This window comes from Paenibacillus sp. FSL L8-0158, assembly GCF_038592965.1.
In the GTDB taxonomy this organism is placed as follows: domain Bacteria; phylum Bacillota; class Bacilli; order Paenibacillales; family Paenibacillaceae; genus Paenibacillus; species Paenibacillus polymyxa_D.
Genome location: NZ_CP151949.1, coordinates 5,314,332 through 5,339,256 on the forward strand (window position 1 = coordinate 5,314,332; position 24,925 = coordinate 5,339,256).

At 46.9% G+C, this 24,925-nt stretch carries 26 protein-coding genes; all 26 read right to left on the reverse strand.

Going from position 1 to position 24,925, the window contains the following annotated elements:
* Positions 1-238: 238 nt before the first annotated feature.
* Positions 239-1,957 (reverse strand): phospho-sugar mutase, encoded by a 1,719-nt coding sequence (locus NSQ68_RS23460; RefSeq protein ID WP_342427327.1) that lies wholly within the window; start codon positions 1,955-1,957, stop codon positions 239-241.
* 94 nt (positions 1,958-2,051) lie between these two features.
* Entirely contained in the window at positions 2,052-2,501 is a 450-nt protein-coding gene (gene fabZ / locus NSQ68_RS23465) for a 3-hydroxyacyl-ACP dehydratase FabZ (protein ID WP_103047413.1), read from the reverse strand.
* A gap of 885 nt (positions 2,502-3,386) precedes the next feature.
* Positions 3,387-3,599 carry a DNA-directed RNA polymerase subunit beta gene (locus NSQ68_RS23470; RefSeq protein WP_029514611.1) on the reverse strand — a complete coding sequence of 71 codons (213 nt, stop codon included), beginning with the start codon at positions 3,597-3,599 and terminating at the stop codon, positions 3,387-3,389.
* A gap of 10 nt (positions 3,600-3,609) precedes the next feature.
* Positions 3,610-4,437, reverse strand: coding sequence for a flagellar hook-basal body protein (locus tag NSQ68_RS23475; RefSeq protein WP_342427328.1), 828 nt, complete (start codon positions 4,435-4,437; stop codon positions 3,610-3,612).
* A gap of 13 nt (positions 4,438-4,450) precedes the next feature.
* Entirely contained in the window at positions 4,451-5,335 is an 885-nt protein-coding gene (locus tag NSQ68_RS23480; protein WP_165146178.1) for a flagellar hook-basal body protein, read from the reverse strand.
* Between the two features lie 123 nt (positions 5,336-5,458).
* A complete protein-coding gene (locus tag NSQ68_RS23485; protein ID WP_023990703.1) occupies positions 5,459-6,457 on the reverse strand; it encodes a rod shape-determining protein in 999 nt (332 codons plus the stop codon).
* A gap of 171 nt (positions 6,458-6,628) precedes the next feature.
* Positions 6,629-6,916, reverse strand: a complete 288-nt coding sequence (gene spoIIID, locus NSQ68_RS23490) for a sporulation transcriptional regulator SpoIIID (RefSeq protein WP_007432737.1) — start codon at positions 6,914-6,916, stop codon at positions 6,629-6,631.
* A gap of 201 nt (positions 6,917-7,117) precedes the next feature.
* Positions 7,118-7,858 (reverse strand): M23 family metallopeptidase, encoded by a 741-nt coding sequence (locus NSQ68_RS23495; RefSeq protein WP_342427329.1) that lies wholly within the window; start codon positions 7,856-7,858, stop codon positions 7,118-7,120.
* Positions 7,859-7,928: 70 nt separating this feature from the next.
* Positions 7,929-9,368 carry a stage II sporulation protein D gene (gene spoIID, locus NSQ68_RS23500; protein ID WP_342427330.1) on the reverse strand — a complete coding sequence of 480 codons (1,440 nt, stop codon included), beginning with the start codon at positions 9,366-9,368 and terminating at the stop codon, positions 7,929-7,931.
* 228 nt (positions 9,369-9,596) lie between these two features.
* Positions 9,597-10,952 carry a UDP-N-acetylglucosamine 1-carboxyvinyltransferase gene (gene murA, locus NSQ68_RS23505; protein WP_307351418.1) on the reverse strand — a complete coding sequence of 452 codons (1,356 nt, stop codon included), beginning with the start codon at positions 10,950-10,952 and terminating at the stop codon, positions 9,597-9,599.
* Between the two features lie 324 nt (positions 10,953-11,276).
* Positions 11,277-11,528, reverse strand: a complete 252-nt coding sequence (locus tag NSQ68_RS23510; protein ID WP_013373430.1) for a DUF1146 family protein — start codon at positions 11,526-11,528, stop codon at positions 11,277-11,279.
* Between the two features lie 347 nt (positions 11,529-11,875).
* Positions 11,876-12,289, reverse strand: coding sequence for a F0F1 ATP synthase subunit epsilon (locus tag NSQ68_RS23515; RefSeq protein ID WP_013312322.1), 414 nt, complete (start codon positions 12,287-12,289; stop codon positions 11,876-11,878).
* A gap of 70 nt (positions 12,290-12,359) precedes the next feature.
* On the reverse strand, positions 12,360-13,760 hold the full coding sequence (gene atpD, locus NSQ68_RS23520; protein ID WP_029518505.1) for a F0F1 ATP synthase subunit beta: 1,401 nt from the start codon (positions 13,758-13,760) through the stop codon (positions 12,360-12,362).
* A gap of 121 nt (positions 13,761-13,881) precedes the next feature.
* On the reverse strand, positions 13,882-14,748 hold the full coding sequence (gene atpG / locus NSQ68_RS23525; RefSeq protein ID WP_023990707.1) for an ATP synthase F1 subunit gamma: 867 nt from the start codon (positions 14,746-14,748) through the stop codon (positions 13,882-13,884).
* Positions 14,749-14,923: 175 nt separating this feature from the next.
* Positions 14,924-16,438, reverse strand: a complete 1,515-nt coding sequence (gene atpA / locus NSQ68_RS23530) for a F0F1 ATP synthase subunit alpha (protein ID WP_029518506.1) — start codon at positions 16,436-16,438, stop codon at positions 14,924-14,926.
* Positions 16,439-16,457: 19 nt separating this feature from the next.
* Positions 16,458-17,003 carry a F0F1 ATP synthase subunit delta gene (locus NSQ68_RS23535; protein ID WP_342427331.1) on the reverse strand — a complete coding sequence of 182 codons (546 nt, stop codon included), beginning with the start codon at positions 17,001-17,003 and terminating at the stop codon, positions 16,458-16,460.
* A complete protein-coding gene (gene atpF, locus NSQ68_RS23540; protein WP_023990709.1) occupies positions 17,000-17,488 on the reverse strand; it encodes a F0F1 ATP synthase subunit B in 489 nt (162 codons plus the stop codon). The genes NSQ68_RS23535 and atpF overlap by 4 nt, the downstream gene beginning before the upstream one ends.
* Before the next feature lie 113 nt (positions 17,489-17,601).
* The gene (gene atpE / locus NSQ68_RS23545; RefSeq protein WP_025683777.1) at positions 17,602-17,826 is read right to left on the reverse strand and encodes a F0F1 ATP synthase subunit C; all 225 of its coding nucleotides are present in this window, start codon (positions 17,824-17,826) and stop codon (positions 17,602-17,604) included.
* Between the two features lie 104 nt (positions 17,827-17,930).
* Positions 17,931-18,755, reverse strand: a complete 825-nt coding sequence (atpB, locus tag NSQ68_RS23550; RefSeq protein ID WP_342427332.1) for a F0F1 ATP synthase subunit A — start codon at positions 18,753-18,755, stop codon at positions 17,931-17,933.
* Between the two features lie 29 nt (positions 18,756-18,784).
* Positions 18,785-19,165, reverse strand: a complete 381-nt coding sequence (locus NSQ68_RS23555) for an ATP synthase subunit I (protein ID WP_069010012.1) — start codon at positions 19,163-19,165, stop codon at positions 18,785-18,787.
* Entirely contained in the window at positions 19,158-19,412 is a 255-nt protein-coding gene (locus tag NSQ68_RS23560; RefSeq protein ID WP_023990711.1) for an AtpZ/AtpI family protein, read from the reverse strand. Before NSQ68_RS23560 ends, NSQ68_RS23555 begins: the two co-directional genes overlap by 8 nt.
* Positions 19,413-19,583: 171 nt before the next feature.
* Positions 19,584-20,753 carry a UDP-N-acetylglucosamine 2-epimerase (non-hydrolyzing) gene (wecB, locus tag NSQ68_RS23565; protein WP_250240606.1) on the reverse strand — a complete coding sequence of 390 codons (1,170 nt, stop codon included), beginning with the start codon at positions 20,751-20,753 and terminating at the stop codon, positions 19,584-19,586.
* A gap of 109 nt (positions 20,754-20,862) precedes the next feature.
* On the reverse strand, positions 20,863-21,492 hold the full coding sequence (gene upp / locus NSQ68_RS23570) for a uracil phosphoribosyltransferase (protein ID WP_013312332.1): 630 nt from the start codon (positions 21,490-21,492) through the stop codon (positions 20,863-20,865).
* A gap of 355 nt (positions 21,493-21,847) precedes the next feature.
* Positions 21,848-23,113 carry an ABC transporter substrate-binding protein gene (locus NSQ68_RS23575; RefSeq protein ID WP_342427333.1) on the reverse strand — a complete coding sequence of 422 codons (1,266 nt, stop codon included), beginning with the start codon at positions 23,111-23,113 and terminating at the stop codon, positions 21,848-21,850.
* A 15-nt stretch (positions 23,114-23,128) separates the two neighbouring features.
* Complete coding sequence (locus NSQ68_RS23580) at positions 23,129-23,965, reverse strand: carbohydrate ABC transporter permease (RefSeq protein ID WP_250240615.1); 837 nt, start codon at positions 23,963-23,965, stop codon at positions 23,129-23,131.
* Positions 23,965-24,846: a sugar ABC transporter permease gene (locus tag NSQ68_RS23585; RefSeq protein ID WP_342427334.1), complete on the reverse strand. Its 882-nt coding sequence runs from the start codon at positions 24,844-24,846 to the stop codon at positions 23,965-23,967. The genes NSQ68_RS23580 and NSQ68_RS23585 overlap by 1 nt, the downstream gene beginning before the upstream one ends.
* Positions 24,847-24,925: the final 79 nt, after the last annotated feature.

Sequence of the window (24,925 nt, forward strand, 5' to 3'; positions counted from 1 at the left end):
GGATTTTGCAAAATTCAATGCTGCCCACCTTGTCGTACTCAGCCTTTTGGTAGGTCACTCATTGAATTTTGCAAAATCCTCCGTTGCCGGAATAAGCCTATTTTCCCCAAAGCCTCTTCCAGGTTATTCTGCAATACAGAAATGACCTCCACGGCGTACTGCCCTTTGCCGTGAGAGGTCACCGATTACTATATCTTATCCAATTACCTTAACCTATTCTATTATAAAGGGATTTTTCTCAAGCGTCTACGCGAGCCATAACAGCATCGACCAAGTGGCTGATTCTTTGTTCCGCGTCTGACAGCGAGGAACCGCGTACCGCAAAGTATACTTTGATTTTTGGCTCTGTTCCCGAAGGGCGCAGGCAAAACCATGAACCGTCCTCCAGTAAGAATTTGAGTACATTTTCCTGTGGAAGTCCGTCCAGACCTTGTGAGTAGTCCAGTACCTTATCTACCTTCACGCCTGCAATCTCTTTAGGCGCGTTGCTACGCCAATCGGTCATTTTGCCCTGAATCTGTGCCACTCCATCCTTACCCTTAAGAGTACGAGACTCCAGCTTCTCAAGGAAGTAGCCAAACTGCTCGTACAGCTCTTGTAAAACATCATAGAGCGTCTTACCTTGTGTGCTGTAATAAGCAGCAGCTTCAGCGATCAGCATAGCCGCCAAGACAGCATCCTTATCGCGAGCATAATTACCTGCCAAATAACCATAGCTCTCTTCATAGCCAAACAAGTAGGTGTACTCGCCAGTTTGATCAAACTGGTTCATTTTCTCGCCAATATACTTGAAGCCAGTTAGCGTGTTAAACACGGTTGCTCCAAAATGTTCAGCAATGACTGCACCCATTTCGCTGGTTACGATGGTTTTGATAACAGCCCCATTATTCGGAAGCTTGCCTGTTTCTTTCAGCTGATTCAACAAGTAGTAAACCATGATCGCACCAGACTGATTGCCGGACAATACCACATATTCGCCATCACGGTTTTTCACAACTGCACCCATACGGTCAGCATCAGGGTCTGTTCCGATCAACAGATCTGCACCAATTTTCTCACCCAGCGCAATTGCCAGTTTAAACGCATCGCGTTCTTCCGGGTTTGGCGACTTAACAGTCGAAAATTCAGCATCTGGCAGCTCTTGCTCAGGCACAATATGCACCTGTTCAAAACCGATTTTCTCCAGTACACGACGAACCGGTACATTTCCAGTCCCATGGAGAGGCGTAAACACAACTTTGAAGTTTTTGCCTGGTCCGGCTGCAATCAGCTCACGGTTCACACTCACACTGGCTACCGTATCTACAAACGCTTCATCTTCCTCTTCTCCAAGCCAAACCAACAATCCCTGTGCCTCTGCTTCTTCACGTGTCAGACTGCGAATGTCAGCAAAAGAAGGAACCTCACGGATATAACCAATTACCTGTTCAGCTTGATCTGGAACAAGCTGACCCCCTTCATCGTTGTATACCTTGTATCCATTATACTCAGGAGGATTGTGACTGGCTGTTACAACGATCCCTCCACTGGCTCCCAAATGACGTACACTAAACGAAAGCTGTGGCGTTGGACGCAAGGAAGGGAACAACTTAGCCACGATACCATTTCCCGCCAGCACCAAAGCTGCATCCAGTGCAAACTCTGGTGAAAAATGACGCGAATCATGTGCAATGACAACCGAAGGTTTGCCTTCTTTACCAGCATGCTGTTCTAAAATATAGCGAGCCAGCCCTTGAGTCGCACGTCCAATGACGTAACGGTTCATCCGGTTACTTCCTGCTCCGATCACTCCACGCAGACCGCCTGTGCCAAATTCCAGCTCTTTGTAAAAGCGATCCTCCAGTTCCTGCTCGTTGCCTTCCAATGCGCGCAACTCCTGTTTGGTTTCTTCATCAATATAAGGGTCTTGCAGCCAGCTCTCAATGCCTTCTAATGCTTTTTTACTCAACTGCGTCATACGGAATTTCCCCTCTCCATTTTTGGTTTGTCAAAACAGGATTTCTATGTACACTTGCACTCGGTTCAAACGTCGTGCTTATGTCGGCAGAGCTTTATTTATTGGGAGGGTCAGATAAAGCAAACATAATTTCGCCCTCAGCTACTACCGTATCGCCTACTTTAGCCGTAGCTTTCCCTTTGCCAAATGCGCCTTTGGAACGAGTGATTTCCACTTCAAGCGTCAACGTATCCCCAGGAACCACCTGTCCTCGGAAACGGAAACCATCCAATCCTGCCAAGAACCCGATTTTGCCACGATTGCTCTCTAGGTGCAGTAATGCAACTGCCCCAACTTGAGCCAGTGCTTCGGTGATCAACACACCAGGCATAACGGGATACCCCGGAAAATGTCCAATGAAATGAGGCTCATTCATCGTTACATTTTTAATGCCTACTGCTCTTTTCCCTTCCTCCAGCTCAATAATACGATCCACCAATAAAAATGGCGCTCGATGTGGGATAATCTCCTGAATTTGATTAACATCCAATTGCAATTTGTCCATTTACTTAATAACTCCTCCCGCTTGCAGGTCTGACTCTGTATCAGTCATGAGTTACTGCAAGCATAATATTACCCCGCCTACGCTGTATAAAAACAGCTCTTGGCGGCAACAATGTTAGATATCCTTCACCTACTGCAGAAGTGGAGGTTGAGATAAGGGGCTTTTTCCGCCGGTTATGCAACCTGAGGCGCGAAGAAGCCCTTTTGCCCGTGCTTGGTTTTACCCCGCAGTGTTATAAACTTCCCCATCATTATACAGTTATCAGATGCAAAAAGAAAATTACGCGGAAGTACCATATTGAGTGCTCCTATTATGGTGTAAAGCGGGAATTCATTTGAGCTAAAGGGAGGGGCTACGGGGATGGATCATTCTTCCGATCGCTGTTAACCTCGGATTTTTCATTGTATAAGAATTCAAGGGTAAAATCCGAGGTTAAAGGCGAACGCTATCGCTTCTTCAGAACGATTCCATCCCCTCTGCCGAGTTACTTTTAGCTCAAAAGGAAAGCCTCGCTTCAATAATGCTCGCTTGTCGGGAAAGGCGGAATAAAAGTGAAGGCCTCTGCGATGGCCTTCACTGACCGCAATCCATGCGTGGGAGTTTCCTGCCATTGAAGACGAACAAAACCCTGCGCCACTGGCACAGGGTTTTGTTTTTATATACTCCCCACACAATGGCGGGTGTTTATTTTAATAAGAGTGGCACTAATGGCGGGTAGCAGCGGAGCAAAGGATTTGAATCTGGAGAAGCGTGAGCGTTCGCCTTTGCAACGGGATTTTTACATCTAAAAACTTAATAATAGGAAAATCCCGTTGCAACAGCGATCGTAAGATCAAATCATTCGCGGAGCGGTCTTTTCCCGCCCCCCACTCTTTTAAAGTAAACTTAAGGCGCAAAAATAAGATCAATGACATGCTGCCAGGTTTTCCATTCGAATACGCCTGACAACCCTTGCTTACCTACAATTACATATCCTGCAATTAAGCCGCCTAACAGCGATAACAGGAGCAGCAACGGAACTATGAAATAACGGGCAGTACGCCAGCGGGATTTCGTCTTTACAGGCACCGGACGGGAATCAGATTGTTCTTCTTTCATCACCAAATCCTTAAGCCCTCAGATTGTTGGCCAGGTTCATCATCGTATCGCTAGAAGTTAGTGCCCGTGCCGCCAGTTGATACATCCGCTGAACTTGCATCATATCCGTCATTTCGCCCGCTAAATCCACATTAGATTCCTCAAGATAACCGGAACGCACAGATACATCCGCTGGAACAGCACCTGCCACACCTGCAGCTCCGAATACATTTGCCTCTGTCACACCATTCAACAACACGAACAGGTTATCATCCCGCTGTTCCAGTCCTTCTGGACGCTGTACATCCATTAGCTTGATTCTCTGACCAACTGTCGGATCCCCAATTCCATTAGCACGAATCAGCAACTCGCCATCCGAGTTAATAGCCACCTTGGAACCCGCTGGAGCTGTAATAGGAACATCATTGTTATCCAGCACGGAATAACCTTCAGCAGTGGTCAACATCATCGTCGCACTATCATTCGGATCAGGAATAAAATGAAAGCTACCATCACGAGTCCAAGCTTTTTGGCCATTTCCCTGAACTTCAAACATGGCATTACCCTGGATCGCCAGATCAGTAGGAAGTCCCGTCTCCTTGAGCGGACCTTGCTCCATATTTTTCATGATTGCGGCCGTTCTAACTCCGTAGCCCAAATTATAACCGAGCGGCATGGCCCGTCCATTTTGGAGATACGTTGAAGGCTGTTGTTTCACATTGGCCAATACATCTTCAAAGGAACCCTGTTTACTCTTATAACCAACTGTATTGACATTGGCAATATTATCAGCAATTAAATCCAAACGCTGCTGCACACTGGCCATAGATACCATTGCACCAATCATGGAGTTATTCATCACTTACCCCCTGTTATACACGGCCTACTTCATTAACGGCCTTGTCCAAGCTTTTATCATAAAATTGAATTACCTTCTGATTCGCTTCATACGCTCTTAACGCAGCCATCATATCCACCATCGACTGTGAAGCATCTACATTAGATACCTCCAGGTAACCTTGACGAACGGATACAGCATCATTAGCGGTCATCATTCTAGCTGTAGCACCATCAGTATCATTCAGGCGGAAATTACCATTGCCCTCACGAACGAGCTGGTACGGACGATCAATGACACTAATACCGAGCGTCGTCCCCAATGTCTGGTTGGACTGGCTATCTACCAATTCGCCCCGCTCATTTACTTTAAGCTCTGAGACAGCCCCGGTCAATTGAATCGGGTTACCATTCGTATCCAGCACCGCTGAGCCAGTCGATGAAAGCAATGCTCCCGCTCCATTTACTTGAAAATGCCCATCACGTGTATAACGAACATTACCATTACTGTCCCGCACCGAAAAAAACGCTTCTGGACGGTAGGTGACTTCACCGTTAGCATTGATGAATTTCCCCGCCTGATCAAAAGCCATAGGTTGACCAGTAGCTGGGTCGTTCACATTAATATTGGACTGTATGGCAAAATCCGTCGCTTGTCCACTGTCCTTTAATGCTCCCTGAATGTAAGGGGAGAGGCTTTCCTCAGCAAAAACGCCAGTATTGAGCTTGCCGACCGTACGGTCCGGGTTATCAGGGTTACCACCCGTCATGGAAATAAGCATTTCGGGGAAAGAACGCTGAACACTGTTCTCCTGTTTGTATCCCGTCGTATTCATATTAGCAATATTTTGCGTCACGGTGTCATGGCGTCGTTGTTGTGTCATCAATCCGGCGGCCGCAGTATATAAACCTCTCAACATGTGTATCGTGCACCCCAATCCTATACTCTGCTAAAATCATATGCTCGCGCGGAGGCACGAAAGCCAAAATGCTAGGCAACCTGCCTGACCGCACACGAGTCTCTTATAGTCACTATCGGCAGATTAGAACTTTTTCTTAACCACATGATCCAAATTATCCAGCATAATTCCTGTACCTTTAACAACACAATGCATCGGATCTTCCGCAACCAGTACCGGAACGCGCAGTTCTTCAGCAAGTAGCTCGTCCAATCCGCTAAGCAAGGCACCGCCACCAGTCAAAATAACACCACGGTCAATAATATCAGCTGACAGTTCCGGTGGAGTCTGCTCCAATACAAACTTGGCCGCAGCAACAATCGCCGACACAGGATCTCTGAGCGCATCCTGCACTTCATCTGCAGAAATACTTAACGTTTTGGGCAATCCGGATACCATATCCCGTCCACGGATGTCCATCTCTGCGCGACGTCCGCTCGGATGCACGGTTCCGATAGCAATCTTGATATCCTCAGCCGTACGTTCCCCGATCAGAAGCTTGTACTTCGTTTTTACATATTTCATGATGGCTGTATCAAATTTGTCCCCTGCCATTTTAATGGAAGAAGCTGTTACGACATCCCCCATAGAGAGGACTGCAACGTCAGTCGTTCCGCCACCAATATCCACTACCATGTTGCCGCTAGGCTCAAAAATATCCATTCCTGCCCCGATGGCAGCTGCTTTTGGCTCTTCCTCCAAAAATACTTCCTTGGCCCCGCTACGCTCCGCCGCTTCACGAATCGCTTTTTGCTCCACTGAGGTAATGTTCGTCGGCGCACAAATTAGAATACGAGGGTGGCTGTACCAGCTTTTTCCCCCTACCCGATTGATAAAATATTTTAACATCGCTTCAGTTACTTCAAAATCGGCGATAACACCATCACGTAATGGACGGATGGCTATGATATTACCAGGAGTACGTCCCACCATACGGCGCGCTTCCTCTCCGACAGCCAGGACTCTTTTTGTATCGCTTTCTATCGCGACAACGGAAGGTTCGTCAAGAACAACCCCCTTCCCTTTGACGTGGATAAGCACGTTGGCCGTACCGAGGTCGATACCGATATCATTACTGAACATATTAAAAAGGCCCCCAAAGTGATATTTTAAAAAGCTAAGATTCGACAAGAAGCGGCAAATATATGTATAAACCTACGGTTACATGTCATTTTTCGTCTTGTACCATCTTTTAACATATCATACTTCAGGGGGTTGATTCAATGGCTTTGCCAGCCAATTCACTATATATTTTTAGGACTTGCCGGAAACGAGAATCTCCCTTCGTTTGCCACTCGTTTTTTTGTACTTAATTTTCGTCGCTTCTCCCCCCCGCAGATGGCGGATGGATTTATGGTATTCGAGAATGTGCTTCACCTGATCGGCAAGATCCGGGTTGATTTCAGGCAGCCGTTCGGTCAGATCTTTATGCACCGTGCTCTTGGAGACACCAAATTCCTTGGCAATCGTACGGACCGTATTCCTTGTTTCCACGATACAGCGACCGATTTTGATGGTCCGTTCCTTGATGTAATCGTGCACGCTCCCGCCTCCCTACTGTGGATAGTTTGGTACATTATATGAGGGGCGTGCCTATATATTCGCGGTTTGGCGGGAAGACATGCTTCGGAAGGCCTATTTATTTGGCAAAAGCAGCTCATGTTTACCTTATGCACAAAAACTACACAAGAAAAAAGCAGGGAATATGGATTCCCCGCTTTGCATGCAAAGCCATGACCAAATTTATTTCTTAGGAAGCAGACCTGTTGGATTCACCGGCTTGTCATCCTGATACACTTCAAAATGCAGATGTGTTTTCAAATCCTTTTCAAGCTCGTTACGACCCGCTGAAGCAATCACATCGTTTTGTTTCACTTGATCGCCTTCTTTTACTTTCAGATCGCTCAAGCTTTGGTACACCGTTTTGAGATTATTATCATGCGTGATTTCTACGACATTACCTACCAGCGGATGTTGTTCCACACGAGATACTTTGCCACTCAGGGCGGCTCTTACTTCAAACGCCTGATCGTCAGTCCGGGAAAGATCAATCCCAGTGTTAGCGGTAAATGTTTTATCGTACTCTACCATAGCTGCCGCCTGCTCATCAGCGGTCGCATTCTCATCAAAGAACGGCTTTACGACCTGTACTGCGCCAGTATCTGCCACTGGCCATGCGATATTTTCCGACTGGGCAACGACTTCCACGCTTTCTGGCTGTTGTCCGTTAACATCGGTATTCACTGCACTTGTGCTTTGTACCGATGTACTAGCTGGGTCAGGTTTGAAAGACTTCTGGCTGGCATCCTGATAGACCCACACTAAAGTTAGTATAATGGCTGCTGCGGCAATGTAGGCTGCCGGGTATGCCCACCTTTTGGACAACAGCTTTTTCCACGAAGACGGCCGTGAAGCTCTTCCACCCTGAAAGGTTTTGGGTGTCTCTTCATGGTTTTGGTTCTGGTTTTTATTTTGTTCATTCATTTGCTCATCACCTCAGTAACCAGTGTTACCGGGTGCAACTCTTTTATACTTCAAAGTTTCGAAATATTTACTAACTTAGAATACGAGAGGCTTGCGCAAAAGAAATGCCAGTATAATAGTGAAGAAGAATTTGAGTAGCAGTATGACCTTCCTTGGCCATTCCATTAGCTCCCCACTGACTCATACCAACACCATGACCATAACCATAGGTTGTTATAGCAATCCGGTCCCCTTCAGCCTTCCACGTAAACTCAGCCGAACGCAACCCCAGTTTGTTACGTATCTCCGGCCCTGTAAAGATTGAGCCACCAACTTCAATCTTCTTGATGCGATGTCCTTCTGTCTTGGAGAGTATACGAATCTCTGGCATACTTCCTCCTCCAGTAGAGGCGGCAATTGCAGTACGACTTAACCCCAATCTATCGAACACGCTTTGACGACTCAGTGTGACGGTTTCTGTATACCGCGGGGCCAACTGCTTGTCCCATGGACTTGATACGCTTCGTAAATAGGGCACTGCCTTCGCCCATACATCCTCTGAATTTTCGGTGTAACCATTGCTAGTAGAAAAAAAAGAGGCCGTAATGGGCTTGCCTTCATATACCATGATCGTATCCTTGGTGTCTCGTACGGCCTGCTGAATTTTAGCCAGCTCTGCGGATTTACCAGAATGCTCCCATTCTCTAGTAAGTTTGGCTTTGGAGATATAAGCCTGATGTTTAACAGTATCCGTCACATCTGCCCCCGCCGGGGCCCCGCTAGTGTCATCAGCCAGCAAACGCCGGGCAATGAAGGTACGCGCGGCAATGGCCTGCGCTTTCAGCGCCTCCGTCTCGAAGCTAGGCGGCATTTCGGCAGCTACTACGCCGACAATGTATTGCTCCAGTGGTAACGTCTCCGTGCGGCCGGTGGACGTGACGTACACACGCACGTCCGGCTCTGCCGTCACCGGTACGCTGCGCGTTGGAGCAGCGGGCACCGCTGGCATCGGCGGGACGCCCGGTAAGCGCGTGACGGGCGCCTCACCCTTTGCCGTCACGCTAGGCGCATCCGGTGCTGCCGTGCGACTGCTTGGCGGCACCGGATGCGCCGTCTGGCGAGGCCACGCCATTAGCGCGGGCACAGCCATGGCAAGCACCAGCACCCCTGCCATGGCGGCGAATGGCAGCCATGGGCGGCGGCTGCCCCAGCGTGGGACACGCCCGGCCGAAGGACGCAGGTGCGGCAGCGGCACCTGCAGCGGGCTTGTAGCGCGTGTGTCATGGGCCGCTGCTCCAGCGATAGGCAGAGCCGTATCAACGGAGTTCACAGCGGAAGGCACAGCTGTTGAACGCCGATTAAGCTTGACGCCAGTTGGCAATGTACCTCTTGCGTCCGGCTGCTGTTGCATAAGCTTATTTTTCTGTAACAAGGTAGCTATAGAGCCAGAGCCTTCCTCCGCAAGTGAACCCTGGCGATGTTCCTTAGGATGATGAATGGGTATACGGATGCGAACCTGCGAATCTTTCATAGGCTGAAACCTCCATCAAAGGGCTAAGTATCCGGCTGAAAGTATAGATATACTCCAGCAGATATTTTCAATCATATGAAGTCGTCCACTTTGATAGAACCGTTTTAAGAGAACTGAAAGAATGAAAAAAGACTGGCTGCAAACAACAAAAGAACCAAGCCCTTTTGGACTTGGTTCTTCGTTATTCAAGAATATACTTATGCAACATGAAGCTACATACGTTAAAGCTTAGGCGAGGGAAGGCTGGATCTTCTTAAACAGATTCCCTGACGTCTCTTCTGGCATTACGCGCTCTGTACTGGGCGAATGATCCAATTTGGATTCTTCCACGGTCACTCTGTAAATGTCCGCTCCCAATCCAGTCAGCTTCTCAGCCAAATGAACGTAACCGCGATCGATGTGATGTACGCCAGATACCTCCGTTGTACCTTCCGCAATGAGTCCGGTCAGAATTAACGCAGCACCTGCACGCAAATCTGTAGAGGTTACTTTCGCGCCTGTCAGCTTAGCATTACCCGTTACAATGGCAGAACGGCCTTCGACCTTAATCTCCGCATTCATGAGATGAAATTCATCCACATGCATGAAGCGATTTTCAAACACGGTTTCCGTAATAATGCTCGTTCCTTCAGCGGCAAGCTGAAGTGCCATCATCTGAGACTGCATATCGGTAGGAAAACCTGGATAAGGCAACGTTTTAACATCAACGGCTTTTAACGGCTTATCTGCAATGACACGAATTCCGTTCTCATCAGGTTGAATGGTTACACCCATTTCTTCCATCTTGGAAATAACCGGACCCAAATGATCGGATATTGCGCCTTCTACATATACGTTCCCGCCTGTGATCGCAGCAGCAACCATATAAGTACCTGCTTCTACCCGGTCGGGAATGACGGTATGTTTTACACCATGCAGCTTCTCAACGCCTTCAATACGAATAACGCCCGTGCCCGCACCGCGTACTTTGGCACCCATTCCATTCAGGAAATTTGCGAGATCAACAATCTCAGGTTCCTTAGCAGCATTCTCGATGGTAGTTACGCCCTCAGCAAGAGTAGCGGCCATCATAATATTCTCGGTTGCCCCTACGCTGGCTACATCCAAATAAACTTTAGCTCCACGCAGACGCCCGTTACTTTTAGCTTCAATAAAACCTTGGCCCAGGCTAATTTCCGCGCCCAATGCCTCAAAACCCTTCAAATGCTGATCAATGGGTCGCGTTCCGATTGCGCATCCGCCTGGAAGCGAGATTCTTGTACGTCCCAAACGTGTAAGCAGCGGTCCCATAACCAAGAATGATGCGCGCATTTTCCTAACCCACTCATAAGGGGCTTCACAGGAAACTATCTTCCGCGCGTCAACACGAATGACCTCATCTTGGTATGTAACGCCTGCTCCTAAGGACTCCAGCACTTTGTTAATGGTCATCACATCGTCTAGAGGAGGTGCATCAATAATAACACTTTCTCCTTCTTCTCCTAGCAGAGAAGCGGCGATGATCGGCAGAACTGAGTTTTTGGCTCCGCTGACTTTGACACTCCCGGTCAATCTGTTGCCACCGCGGACGATAAATTTGCTCATCTATGGTTCCCTCCGCGCGTCATTTCCCTTTTCCATTCTGGAAAAAAAGAACATATTCCGCTATTTTCATGCCTTGCTTTTTCATTACATAAAAAAACAAGATTTTACTAATACCCTAACTGCCATCATACCACTGATTAAAACAAGTATACAAGCGTTTTTTTGTACTTGACGACCATTGTACTCTAACTGATTTAGCCAGCTATACATGTATGGTTCTTTTGTTTACCATTGTTAACAATATGACGCGATGTTATTCGACAATTCCCGCAGAGACACAGTCATAAGGTCATATAACCCGCCTACTTCATGTTAAAACAAATTCTAGAGCATCTGGCTCCAAGAGATGTAGCTTAACAGGAACCCAGAAACCAACTGTCCCAAAATAATAGCAAGAAACAAGTGCAGCAATCTGCCCTGCGGTCCTTTGGGTTGCCGGATTAACAAATCCAGCTTTAAGCTCTGCAAAGCCCACCAAGCTAATGCTATACAGATGAGCGATACGATCATGGAGATCAGCGCGGTCATACTCGCCGATTGACTTAGCTGTTCAGCCAATTGCTGTTTCCCGTTCAACCAGAATTCCTCCCATCTGCGTCACAGACTTCTTTATAATACTCGGCGAACGCCTAATATGCCAGTGCTATTTCTGTTTTTAGGACATTTATTTCGACAAAATGTGATTAATCCCTTCTGTTTCGTGAATTTAAAAGGTACTAAATACCTAGCAGTCAGGCAAGAAATAGGACTGTACATTTGGTAATAACAGCTAAAAAAAGGGTCCGATCACAGTGATCGAAGGAAGCAAGGTTCCTCCTCATCTTCTACCGGACATTTTCTGGCAGAAGTTATGAATTGGTCTCCTTGTCGTTCCATCCGTATACTATGCCGAACCCTTTTAAAATTCCACTTAAAATCCAATATTAATTCTTATTGGTTCTGATGCTTGTAGCATTTAGACGGTTAAGCGCCCGTTGCAGAGCTACTTCCGCCCGATGATGATCTATTTGTTCCTGCTTGCTCTGGAGCCGCAGTTCTGCCCGCTCCCTTGCCGCACGGGCACGCTCCACATCAATTTCTTCGGAACGTTCCGCACTCTCAGCCAAAATGACCACTTTATCCTTGCGGACTTCAAGAAAGCCCCCATTGACCGCGATCACTTCGGTTTGACCACCGATTTTAATGCGTATCGGTGCAATCTTCAAGGGAGTGACCAAGGGAAGGTGTCCGGGCAAAATCCCAAGATCGCCTTCCGAGCCGCGAACACTGATGCTGTTTACCTGTTCTGTATAGACCAGGCGCTCCGGCGTCACAATCTCTAGTAAATACGTGCTCACTTGAATCCCTCCTGGAAGCTGTCCGCAGACAGCTCACTTCGTAAGGCTCGGCTATTCTTTGCCTGTATGTTTACAGCGTTTTAGCTTTTTCAACTGCTTCTTCAATGGCTCCTACAAAAAGGAAGGCCGCTTCTGGAAGGTGGTCATACTTGCCTTCCAAAATTTCTTTGAAGCTTCGTACAGTTTCTTTAACCGGCACATATTTACCTGGGAAGCCGTTAAATGTTTCGGCAACGTGGAAAGGTTGAGAAAGGAAACGCTGGATTTTACGTGCACGTGCTACCAACATTTTATCTTCTTCACTCAGCTCGTCCATACCCAGGATGGCAATGATATCCTGAAGCTCATTGTAGCGGGCCAAAATTTGTTTTACCCCTTGCGCTACATTGTAATGCTCTTCACCCACAACGTCTGGAGCCAAAATCCGGGAGCTTGATGCGAGTGGATCAACCGCCGGGTAAATACCCATTTCGGAAATTTTACGTTCCAGATTCGTTGTAGCATCCAAATGGGCAAATGTTGTAGCAGGTGCAGGGTCAGTGTAGTCATCCGCAGGCACGTAGATCGCCTGAATGGAAGTAACGGAACCTTTTTTAGTAGAAGTAATCCGTTCTTGCAATTGACCCATCTCAGTAGCCAGCGTAGGCTGGTAACCTACTGCTGAAGGCATACGTCCCAACAGGGCAGAAACCTCAGAACCTGCTTGGGTAAAGCGGAAAATGTTATCAATAAAGAGCAACACGTCACGGCCTTCTTGGTCACGGAAGTATTCCGCCATCGTCAGACCTGTGAGAGCTACACGCAAACGTGCACCTGGAGGCTCGTTCATTTGTCCGAATACCATCGCTGTTTTGTTGATAACGCCGGAATCTCTCATTTCATGGTACAAGTCATTTCCTTCACGTGTGCGTTCACCTACACCCGCAAATACAGAAATACCACCATGCTCCTGAGCGATATTGTTAATCAATTCTTGAATGGTTACGGTTTTACCTACACCAGCACCACCAAACAATCCGACTTTACCACCCTTGGCATAAGGAGCCAGCAAGTCGATAACTTTAATACCGGTTTCGAGCATCTCTGCTTGAGTTGTCAGCTCATCGAAAGAAGGAGCTTGACGGTGAATCGGATTTCTAGCCGTTTCACTCATATCAGCACCATTATCAATTGGCGTACCAAGTACGTTAAATACGCGTCCAAGAGTAGCTTCGCCGACAGGTACTGAAATAGGTGCTCCTAGATCTATGGCTTCAGCTCCACGAACCAAACCATCTGTGGAAGACATGGCAATACAACGCACACGGTTGTCACCTAGATGTTTTGAAGCTTCGAGCGTCAGGTCAATTTTGACTCCGCTCTCCAGCACAGTCCCAATATGAATGGCATTCAGGATTTCCGGAAGCTGTCCACGTTCAAACTCAACGTCGACAACCGGACCCATGATGCTCACTACGCGTCCTTTGTTCATCTTTTGGTTTCCCTCCTACAAGCTTGCACAGCCGCAAATCCGAACCACTCTGATTTGTTTTGCGCCCGCAATTTATCATAATAGTGTAGACTCTGCTATAAAACAGTCGCTATAAGCCTGATTAAGACTGAGCGCTTGCCCCTGCAACGATTTCCGTAATTTCCTGGGTAATAGCCGCTTGACGAGCACGGTTATAGGTCAAGGAAAGCTCACCAATTAACTTGGAGGCATTCTTCGTAGCAGATCCCATTGCCGTCATCTTCGCTCCCAGTTCACTAGCTTTACCATCCAGCAAAGCGCCGTAAATGAGCGTTTCCGCGTAACGTGGCAGCAATACTTCCAGCACTCCTTCTGGTGAAGGCTCATACTCATAGTTAATTGAGGATGAAGCTGTAGCTGAATCCGGTGTCGCCATTGGTAACAGACGGTCAACTGTTGGAATTTGAGTCAATGCGTTGACAAAGCGGTTATAGCATAGATAAAGCTCATCAAATTCTTTAAGTTCAAAGCCTTGTACAGCCTTGCTTGCAATTGTTTTGATATCTGCAAAAGCAGGTGTATCCGACAGATCTGTTACCGATTCAGCGATAGGAAATTCACGACGTCTAAAATAATCCCGTCCTTTTCGCCCAATGATGAAAATCACAAATTCATCCTGTGAACGGTGACGTTCAGAAATCGTCTGTGTAACCTGTCGTAAAATATTGGCGTTATAACCACCAGCCAGACCACGATCAGATGTAATGATGAGATAAGCAGTTTTTTTAACCGGACGCGTTTCCAGCATTGGATGCTTGATGTTATTCGCTCCAGAAGCAATGCTACTCACAACTTCCTTAAGCTTTTCCGAGTAAGGACGAGCCGACTCCGCTTTCTCCTGAGCTTTTCTCAGCTTGGATGCAGCAACCATTTCCATCGCTTTCGTGATCTGCTTCGTACTCTGCACACTTTTAATCTGACGTTTAATCTCGCGCATACCTTTTGCCATGATTTCACCACCTTCAAGCTTCGGCAAAGCCAAAGCTAACTTCGTAAGATTCAAATCCAGCCGGGCATATGTTAAAGGGCCTGTTATTGAGGGTAAAACATGCCAAGGAAGCCAAAACCCGGAGGGCACGCTTCCTTAGGACATCTTTCATCATAAACAGGCAAATTCCAATGTATTAAACCGACGTGGCGAATGATTTTTTGAATTTCTCGATAGCTGCCTTCAAAGCCGTTTCGTTATCAGCCACCAAGTCTTTCGTGTCGCGGATAGATTGAAGCACGTCCTGATGGTCAGACACCATGAAAGACAGGAAGTCTTTCTCAAAACGTTTTACATCCGCTACAGGGATATCATCAAGGAAGCCTTTTACAGCAGTATACAAGCTCACTACTTGTTGCTCTACAGCAAGCGGTTGGTTAACACCCTGTTTCAGAATTTCCATCATCCGTGCGCCGCGATCCAGACGAGCTTTTGTGGATTTATCCAAGTCGGACCCGAATTGGGAGAACGCTTGGAGCTCACGATATTGAGCAAGATCCAGACGCAGGGAACCTGCTACCTTTTTCATCGCTTTAATCTGAGCTGAACCACCTACACGAGATACGGAAATACCTACGTTGATCGCCGGACGTTGCCCTGCATAGAACAAGTCAGCTTCCAGGAAGATCTGACCATCCGTGATGGAAATAACGTTGGTTGGAATATATGCAGAAACGTCGGAAGCCTGTGTCTCGATGAACGGCAATGCGGTAAGTGATCCGCCGCCCAACTCATCATTCAGCTTCGCTGCACGTTCCAGCAAGCGAGAGTGAAGATAGAAAACGTCACCCGGATATGCCTCACGACCCGGTGGACGACGCAGCAACAGGGACAGTTCCCGGTAAGCTGACGCTTGTTTAGTCAAGTCATCATAAACAACAAGGACATGCTCGCCTTTGTACATGAAATACTCACCCATGGCGCAGCCAGAGTAAGGAGCAATGTACAGCAATGGCGATGGTTCGGAAGCAGATGCCGTAACGACAATCGTATATTCCAGCGCACCGTGACGACGTAATGTTTCAACAACTTGAGCTACCGTGGATTGTTTTTGACCAATAGCGACATAAATACATTTCATGCCGTTACCTTTTTGGTTCAAAATTGCATCGATTGCGATAGATGTTTTACCTGTTTGACGGTCACCGATGATCAACTCACGTTGACCACGACCAATCGGAACCATCGCATCAATAGCTTTAATCCCCGTCTGCATAGGCTCATGTACCGATTTACGGGCCATAACGCCTGGAGCCTGACTTTCAACCGGACGGAATTCAGTCGTAGCAATCGGTCCTTTACCATCAACCGGTTGTCCCAGTGGGTTAACTACACGTCCGATCATTGCTTCCCCTACAGGGACCTGCATAATCTGACCTGTACGTTTTACTTGACCGCCTTCACGAATGTCGGAGAATTGACCCAAAATAACAACACCGACATTGCTTTCTTCCACGTTGAGCGCCAAGCCCAATACGCCAGTGTCGAATTCAACCAATTCACCGGCCATAACTTTTTCCAGTCCGTAGACGCGGGCAATACCGTCGCCGACTTCAACAACAGTGCCGACTTCAACGACCTCGATATCATTTTTATATTGTTCAATCTGACTTTTAATCAATGAACTGATTTCCTCAGGTTTGATACTCAAGTGTGTTCACCCCTATCTTCTATACTCGTCTGTTAAAGGATTTCTCGAGACGATCCAGCTTGCCGGCCAGACTGCCGTCGTACAGTGTATCGCCGATAACCACTTTTAATCCGCCCAGCAGACTCGGGTCCACTATATTTTCCACACGGATTGTTTTATGTTCACGGGCTCCGAATTCCTCGGCTACCGCTGTTTTTTCCTGATCACTTAAAGCATAAGTCGAATACACCTTTGCATGAGCAAGTCCCAGCTTGTATTCCTGAATATCGAGGTATCCGGCAAGGAGAGATTCGAACAAATCTGCTCTACTCCGCTGAATCAACAGTTTGATCGTGTTAATTAGCGAGGCAGACAACTTGCCTTCAAAACTGTTAGCCAGAACTTGAAGCTTGACCGCTTCCGTAATGTTAGGAGAATCAATGAATTTACGGATTTCAGCATCCCCCGATACAGCCTCTACAAAAGCACGTAGCTCCTGCTCGGTTTCCATAATGGTCTGTTCCTGCTCTGCCACTTCAAACAAAGCTTTCGCATACCGTTTGGCTACTACCGTATCCCGGCTCATGCTTTGCCTCCTACCTCTTTAAGGTATTGGTCGACAAGCTCTCCCTGGACTTGGTCTTCCTTGATTTCCTTTTGAATCAGTTTGGAAGCAATTTGTACCGAAGCTTTACCCACTTCGCTGCGCAGTTCGGCAACCGCCTTATTACGCTCGCTTGTGATTTCACGAACAGCTTCGTCTTTCAGGCGGACAGCTTCGTCTTTAGCCTGAACAATAATTTGCTCCGCTTGTTTGTTACCTGTTTGTTTTGACTGCTCAATAATGTCGTACGCTTCCTTACGTGCCTGCTGGAGAGCCTGCTTTTGCTCCTCAACATAAGCAGCAGCCTGTTCACGCGTCTGTGCCGCTTCATTCATTTGCTGTAATACAAGCTGACGCCGCTTCTCCATAACGGAAAAGAGAGGTCCGAATGCATAACGCGTCAGTAACCAGTACAAGATCAAAAATGCAATGATTGTGAAAACGATACTTGTCCAATTTAAACTCAATTGAAGTCACTCCTTTCCGGTGAACGTCAGTACTAGTTATCTCTTAAGCCAAGCAACAAAGAAGGCGCGGATGGCTGTGGCCTTCCCCGCCAAACCTTGCAAGTTTCAAATTATTATGCCTTAGCGTAGAAAATAAACGCCAGAACGACCCCGATAATAGGCAAGGCTTCAACCAGACCTACACCGATAAACATTACCGTTTGCAAAGTTGATTTAGCCTCAGGCTGACGAGCGATACCTTCAACTGTTTTACTTACAATCAGACCGTTACCAATACCTGCGCCGAGCGCACCCAAACCTACTGCGATAGCTGCTGCTATTAATGCCCAAGCTCCCATTTAAAAAATCCTCCTTAGAGATGTGTATTTGTGTTGTACATGTATTTGCAGTTAAGAGCGAAGCGTACTCCTGAACTTAACTAAAAACCCGAAACTAATTTTACCTAATGCTCTTCTTCATGCGTGTCAATTGCCTGCGAAATATATACGAACGTCAAAATGGTGAAGACGAACGCCTGAATACTGCCGACAAAAATACTGAATCCTTGCCAGACCACGAGTCCCAATACGGAAGCAATCCAGCCTCCTACACCAAGTGCTGTCAATTTCAGCAGGACACTGATCAAAACTTCGCCGGCAAAAATATTACCGAATAGACGCATACCATGTGTCAACAGTTTTGAGAACTGCTCAATCAAGTTAATTGGCAAAAAGAATGGAAATGGCTGAATGTAATGCTTGAAGTAAGCTTTGGTATTACGGAAAATCCCCAGGAAATGAACCAGGACAAAGATCATCAAAGCCAGTCCAATGGATACCCCTGCATCTGCGGTAGGTGATTTCCACCAGCTGATACCTACATGGGCAGCTTCGCCTGAGTGAGACGCCTGTGCTTGTTCTATTGCTTCTTTGACAGGAATGATTTCATGTCCAAATACTTGGGCACTTTGTACATTATCGAATTCGGTCACAATCCCGAACGGTAAGCCCAGCATATTTCCGACGAAGATGAACATGATCAGCGTCATCCCCAAAGAGAGGAATGGCTTCCCTTTTTTCAAATCCATCGTGCTGGTAATCAGTCCTTGAACAAATTCGACGACCCATTCCATAAAATTTTGCAGCTTGCTTGGATTGTCCACAGACAAATTGCGCGTTGCAGCAAATGCCAGTCCAAATACAATCGCGCAAGTCACAACTAGCATAATAATGACGGACAAGTCAATGTTAAACCCGCCCAATTGGATAATCGGTGATTCATGCAACATGTTTTCTCACCCCTTTCTCAGTTGAGCCATCATTTTTCCTGTAGCGCGAATATGATGCCTATAATTAAAAGAAGAAATTGTCCAGTCACCAGGCTTGCCATTACAGCGATCTCATGGAAATAGGCCGGAAATTCTAGCGCCAGCACTACTGCCAAAATAGAGGTCCCTACTCGAACGCCAAAGCCAATGCCCACCTTTTTCTTCTTGCCTTCACCGGCGGCTGCATTCGCAACCTGTCGAATTTTGTAGGCCATATACAGCACATTAAGACAGCTTACTCCCGTTCCCAGAATGATTCCGTGAGCAATGTCACGATGTTGGGGCATGAAGGCGGAGACCAGGAAACACAGAGCCATAATACCAAGCGCTACGATCCATAACATTTTTTGCATACGGGTCATCTCATTCATGGTTATCCCTCAATACCTTTCCGATCACAAGGGCAATACTTAATGCGCCTACAACCAAGCCTGCGAGAACGCTTACGCCAATCCAAATTCCGGAGCCACCAAGTTTGGCATCGAGCCACTTTCCGGCATAGAAACCACCCAGTGTGCATATCGCCAAATCAATGCCGATCGCGCTCACTAATCCAATTGCCTTGAAGGCATTTCCGGTGTTATTTCGGTTGTTGTTTTGCTTGGAAGGTTTGACCACTTTTCCATGTCACCCCTGCAATTCCAGTCCATTTTACTTAAATATAAGATGCTTTGTCAATTGAGATATTTTAGCGCCCTAAAGTATAAAATCAAACGACAAAGCATCTTAAATTGCTGTATCCCTTGGTAACCGTACAGTTTAACTGTATGCTTGCCTTGTAAAGAATAATTATATCGGACGAACACCTTTTGTGAACATTGTGTGAAATTCTTCAGGACGTTCGGATTGAACGCCATAATGGTGCAAAATCGCATTGACAATTCTTACTGATGCTTTTCCATCGCCGTAAGGATTCGCTGCCTGACTCATAGAATCGTACAACGCGGAATCTGTCAAAAGTGCCTTGGTCCGATTGTACACGTTCTCTTCGTTCGTACCCACCAGTTCCAAGGTGCCCGCTTCAATTCCTTCCGGTCTTTCAGTCGTATCACGCAGCACCAGAACAGGTACTCCGAACGAAGGCGCTTCTTCCTGAAGCCCACCGGAATCTGTAAGGATCAGATGTGTATGTGGGTAAAAATTGTGCAGATCAACGACATCCAGCGGATCAATCAGCTTAATACGCGGATGGTTGCCTAAAATCTCAAATGCAGGTTCCTTCACAGCCGGACTCGGATGAACCGGATAAACAATAGCGATGTCCTCAAACTCATCTGCAATTCGCTTAACTGCATTAAAAATCTGACGGTGCGGTTCCCCTTGGGATTCCCGGCGATGTGCTGTCATAAGAATCAGGCGTTTGCCCTGAGCCCAGTCCAGTACAGGGTGCTCGTAATCCTGGCGAACCGTATACTGAAATACGTCAGTCACTGTATTGCCTGTAACATATATTCGCGATTCAGGCTTATTTTCCTTCCGCAAATTTCCAGCCGATAAAGAAGTAGGCGAGAAATGCAGATCAGACAGTACGCCTGTAAGCTGACGGTTCATTTCTTCAGGATATGGAGAAAGCTTGTTCCACGTCCGCAAACCCGCTTCCACATGCCCTACTTCAATCTGCTGCATAAAGGCTGCATAGCTGGCGAGGAAAGTGGTCAGCGTATCGCCATGAACCAACACGATATCGGGCTTGGCCTCACGCAATACAGGTTCCAGACCTTGAAGTACCCGCATGGAGATTTCATTTAGTGTCTGGCGATCCTTCATTACGTCCAGATCATAGTCAGGGTGAATATTGAAAACTTCCAGAACCTGATCAAGCATCTGGCGATGTTGAGCCGTAACGCATACCACGGACTCGATATGCTCCGGGTGACGCTGAAGCTCCAAAATAAGAGGAGCCATCTTAATCGCTTCCGGACGCACACCAAAAATTGTCATCACTTTGATTTTGGACATTTTCTGTTGAACCCCTTTTCATAATAAATGTCCGCTTCACAGATCTTCCATTATTTAAAATAAGGACCTGTCATAACGTCCATAGATTTTGCCGAACCGCCAAAGCAGTCTACTTGGTTCCGTACAAGCGGTCTCCCGCGTCACCAAGACCCGGAATGATATATCCATGATCATCCAGACGCTCGTCCAGTGCAGCGACATAGATGTCTACATCAGGATGCGCATCCTGCACAGCTTTGACTCCTTCAGGAGCAGCAATCAGATTCATCATTTTAATTTGAGTGCAGCCTCTCTTTTTCAACACATCAATCGCCGCAATTGCCGAGCCACCCGTTGCAAGCATCGGATCAATCACGATCAATTCGCGCTCAGTTACATCTGTAGGCAGCTTCGTATAGTATTCTACGGGTTGCAGCGTCTCAGGATCGCGGAACAGTCCCACATGGCCCACCTTTGCTGCAGGCAGCAGTTTTACTACGCCATCCAGCATACCCAAGCCTGCACGCAGAATCGGAATAAGACCCAGCATACGTCCGGAAATCACTTTACCTTCTGTCTCAGCAACCGGTGTCTGCACCGTAATGCTTTCCAGCGGGATATCCCGTGTAATTTCATAAGCCATCAATGTTGCCACTTCATCCACCAGCTCGCGGAAATCCTTGGTGTTGGTCCGCACATCGCGGATAAATGTAAGTTTGTGTTGGATCAAAGGGTGATCACAAACCACCAGTTTCGCCATAATATATTCCCTCCGGTATTATCGTCACGTTCTTTCGCACCAGCATATCGAACTATCCTGAGTCGAAAGGATCTATGTAACCTATTTGTACAAACCAAATAAGCACAGATGCAATGCGTGCCTGTAAATCCTGTTTATTATAACATTCCCTTGATTGATTTAACACCTGCCACTGTAACCTTTTGTCAAGGGAAAGATATGACATGTAAAATACTTAATAGGACCATTTTTATGTGACTTTCGTCACACAAAAACACGTCAAAAAGGCTCTGACGACCCTTGACCGTCAGAGCCTGCGGGCTTTAAGCTTCCTGCCCGAGCTTTAGCCTTTGCATCCTCATGCAGGGCTATTCTTTTATCTATACTTCAAATTGTCCCATGCCCCCTGAAATTGCTGAAGCATTTCATCCTTTGTGATAACCCCTGCAATATAGGCTTGCATACTGCTGCTTAAATCCTGATTCAGCCCCTTCGGAAAGCGTTGGAAGTTCCAACTCCATATCTTGCCTTCCCTCACATGCCGAGATATTTCTGCACCTAGATCGCCTGTCGTCTCGTCGCTGGACGTAATACTTTTGAAGGCAGGAACAAACTTAAATTCCTTGGTGATATAATGCTTGCCTGTTTCTGATGTGACCAACCAATTGAGGAATTCTTTTGCCTCCTGCTTCACAGGCGAATTTTTGTTGACCACCCAGTTCGAAGCCACTCCCACAGCGAGTCTACCTCCTGTGGAGGGATCATTGTCTATAGGCGCAGGCAGAATACCCAAATTCAAGTTAGGATTAATTCCATCCATTTGTGGCTGCGTCCAGTTCCCCTGGTGCATCATAGCAGCCTTACCTGTCGAAAATAGTGTCACTTGTGTATTGTAATCCGTCGTGAGCGGATTGCGGTTCCCATATTTTATAGTCAGGTCAAGCAACTTCACCCACTGATCGAACACGGGATTACCGGGGATGCGAGCCGTTCCTTTGTTTAAATCCTCAACATAACTTTCCGGGTTCGGCTGTCTGGCAAACGGGATATTGATAAAATGGTTCCCCAGAACCCACCATTCCGCATACCCGTTAGCAAAAGGTATAATCCCTGCCGCTTTCAGTCGCTTGGCTGCTTCCTCCAGTTTATCTATCGTCTGAGGCAGTTTAGTTATGCCCGCTTTTTTGAACAAATCCTTGTTATAAACAAAACCAAATCCCTCGAGATTCATAGGCTGTCCATAAATCTTACCGTTAACCGTCATCGGCTTACGAGCGAAATCGTCCAGATCCTTCACCCATGGCTGATCCGACAAATCCTCCAAGTACTCCAACCACGTATCGCGGTCCTGGTAGCCCTCATTTGTAAAAATGTCCGGCTGATCGCCTGATGCGAATTTAGCCTTCAACGAAGCACCGTAGTCCGTACCACCACCGACAGATTGGATATCCAGCTTGATGCCAGGGTGTGTTTTTTCATATTCTGCCTTCAGCTTATTTAGCGGTTCCGAAATCTCTACTTTGAATTGATAAATGTGTATCGTTTTCGTCTCACTCTGTTGAGCCTTCGTATTTCCACAACCTGCAAGTGTACATCCGAGCAGCACCATCAAGGAGATGACAAATAACGCTGTTTTTTTCATCGATTATCCCTCCCATCAGCCTTTGACCGCGCCGGCTGCAATGCCAGAAACGATGTATTTTTGCATCACCAGAAAAAACACAACAATTGGCGTGATCCCCAACACCAGTGCTGGCAGCGCCAAGTCCCATTGCTTGGTGTACTGACCAAACAACATATAGGTTGCAATCGGAATGGTACGCAGCTCAGGATCATTCAAAATGAGCGAAGGCAACAGATAGTCATTCCAGATCCATAAGGTATTCAAGATAAGCACGGTTACGAACATAGGCAGCAGCAGTGGACAAACGATGCGAAAGAACACCCCGTACCGGGATGAACCGTCCACCCTTGCCGCCTGCTCGATCTCAATAGGTACCGTTTTAATAAAGCCATGAAAAAGAAAAACGGATAAAGGCGCTCCAAAACCCAGATAACATAAGATCAGTCCCGGTATACTGTTGTTCAAGCTCAATACGTTGGACACTTCCATAAGCGGCAACATAATCGATTGAAAGGGAACTACCATCGCAGCCACAAGCAAACCGAACAGGAACCGGTTAAAACGAGTGTCATGCCGAACCATCTGGTAAGCGGCCATCGAGCTGATTAGCAGCAAAAGCGCATTACTGACGATCGTGACAATCAGTGAATTCCCCAGTGCTGTGGGAAAGTTTATTTTATTCCAGGCGTTAGCATAGTTTTCAAAACGGAAGGTTGTCGGCCACGAAGCGGAATGGGCCAAAATGTCGCCAAAGGATTTAACGGAGTTTACGAGCAAAAAATAAAACGGAACCAGAAAGATTAACCCGATCACAATTAGCAATATTTCAGCAGCCCATGTGCCCAAACGATAGTTTGACGTTTTTTCCATTACATTTCGACCTCCTTTTTCTTCGTGAGACGCACCTGAATGCTGGTAATGATTGCAACGACCACAAAGAAAATCATAGCTTTGGCAGTCCCCAATCCAAGTCGGTTATTTGTAAACGCTTCATTATATATATCCAACGCTACAGACTCTGTCGACTTGAAAGGTCCCCCCTTGGTGAGAGCCAAATTCAACTCAAATACTTTAAAGGACCAGGATATCGCCAGGAACAAGCAGACGGTCACCGCTGGCATAATAAGCGGCACTACAATATAACGCAAAATCTGTCTTCGGCTCGCGCCGTCGATTTGAGCCGATTCAATCAGGGCATGCGGGACATTATTTAACGAGGATATGTAAATAACCATGAGATAACCTGCATATTGCCATACAAACACAATGACAGTTCCCCAAAAAGCAGTTGGCCCATCACCCAGCCACGGCAGTTTAAAAAAGGAAAGCCCTGTTGCCTCCCCTACCGCAGAAAAGCCGCGTACAAATATAAATTGCCAGATGAAACCGAGCAGCAAGCCGCCAATCATATTGGGCATAAAAAATACAGTCCGCAGTGCATTACGGGTACGCAACGGTTTGGTAAGTGCATAGGCTAGGAAAAAGCCAATCAGGTTCGTCAGAATGACACCACATACGGTAAACCGAACTGTAAACCAGAACGCATTACGGAAATCTGGATCATCCCTAAATATATGAACGTAATTCCCTAGCCCGAGCCATCGGATATTCTCAGATACTCCATCCCAGTTCGTCATAGAATAATACAGTCCCAGCAGGAACGGAATGACCATAATCAAGACGAAAAACAACGCCATCGGTCCCACGAATACAAGTTGCTGCAATAATTGCGCGGATTTTCTTTGACTCAATGCAATCACTCCTTTGTCGTAGATATGAAGGAAGCGCGCGCGCATAAACCCTTACTGTAATCGCTTATTACCCAAAAAT

Coding starts and splice junctions, on each gene's coding strand:
- NSQ68_RS23460 (WP_342427327.1), bottom strand. CDS start 1,957: ATGACGCAGTTGAGTAAAAAAGCATTAGAAGGCATTGAGAGCTGGCTG.
- fabZ (WP_103047413.1), bottom strand. CDS start 2,501: ATGGACAAATTGCAATTGGATGTTAATCAAATTCAGGAGATTATCCCA.
- NSQ68_RS23470 (WP_029514611.1), bottom strand. CDS start 3,599: ATGAAAGAAGAACAATCTGATTCCCGTCCGGTGCCTGTAAAGACGAAA.
- NSQ68_RS23475 (WP_342427328.1), bottom strand. CDS start 4,437: ATGAATAACTCCATGATTGGTGCAATGGTATCTATGGCCAGTGTGCAG.
- NSQ68_RS23480 (WP_165146178.1), bottom strand. CDS start 5,335: ATGTTGAGAGGTTTATATACTGCGGCCGCCGGATTGATGACACAACAA.
- NSQ68_RS23485 (WP_023990703.1), bottom strand. CDS start 6,457: ATGTTCAGTAATGATATCGGTATCGACCTCGGTACGGCCAACGTGCTT.
- NSQ68_RS23495 (WP_342427329.1), bottom strand. CDS start 7,858: ATGAATGAACAAAATAAAAACCAGAACCAAAACCATGAAGAGACACCC.
- spoIID (WP_342427330.1), bottom strand. CDS start 9,368: ATGAAAGATTCGCAGGTTCGCATCCGTATACCCATTCATCATCCTAAG.
- murA (WP_307351418.1), bottom strand. CDS start 10,952: ATGAGCAAATTTATCGTCCGCGGTGGCAACAGATTGACCGGGAGTGTC.
- atpD (WP_029518505.1), bottom strand. CDS start 13,760: ATGAACAAAGGACGCGTAGTGAGCATCATGGGTCCGGTTGTCGACGTT.
- atpG (WP_023990707.1), bottom strand. CDS start 14,748: ATGGCAAAAGGTATGCGCGAGATTAAACGTCAGATTAAAAGTGTGCAG.
- NSQ68_RS23535 (WP_342427331.1), bottom strand. CDS start 17,003: ATGAGCCGGGATACGGTAGTAGCCAAACGGTATGCGAAAGCTTTGTTT.
- atpE (WP_025683777.1), bottom strand. CDS start 17,826: ATGGGAGCTTGGGCATTAATAGCAGCAGCTATCGCAGTAGGTTTGGGT.
- atpB (WP_342427332.1), bottom strand. CDS start 18,755: ATGTTGCATGAATCACCGATTATCCAATTGGGCGGGTTTAACATTGAC.
- NSQ68_RS23555 (WP_069010012.1), bottom strand. CDS start 19,165: ATGAATGAGATGACCCGTATGCAAAAAATGTTATGGATCGTAGCGCTT.
- wecB (WP_250240606.1), bottom strand. CDS start 20,753: ATGTCCAAAATCAAAGTGATGACAATTTTTGGTGTGCGTCCGGAAGCG.
- upp (WP_013312332.1), bottom strand. CDS start 21,492: ATGGCGAAACTGGTGGTTTGTGATCACCCTTTGATCCAACACAAACTT.
- NSQ68_RS23575 (WP_342427333.1), bottom strand. CDS start 23,113: ATGAAAAAAACAGCGTTATTTGTCATCTCCTTGATGGTGCTGCTCGGA.
- NSQ68_RS23580 (WP_250240615.1), bottom strand. CDS start 23,965: ATGGAAAAAACGTCAAACTATCGTTTGGGCACATGGGCTGCTGAAATA.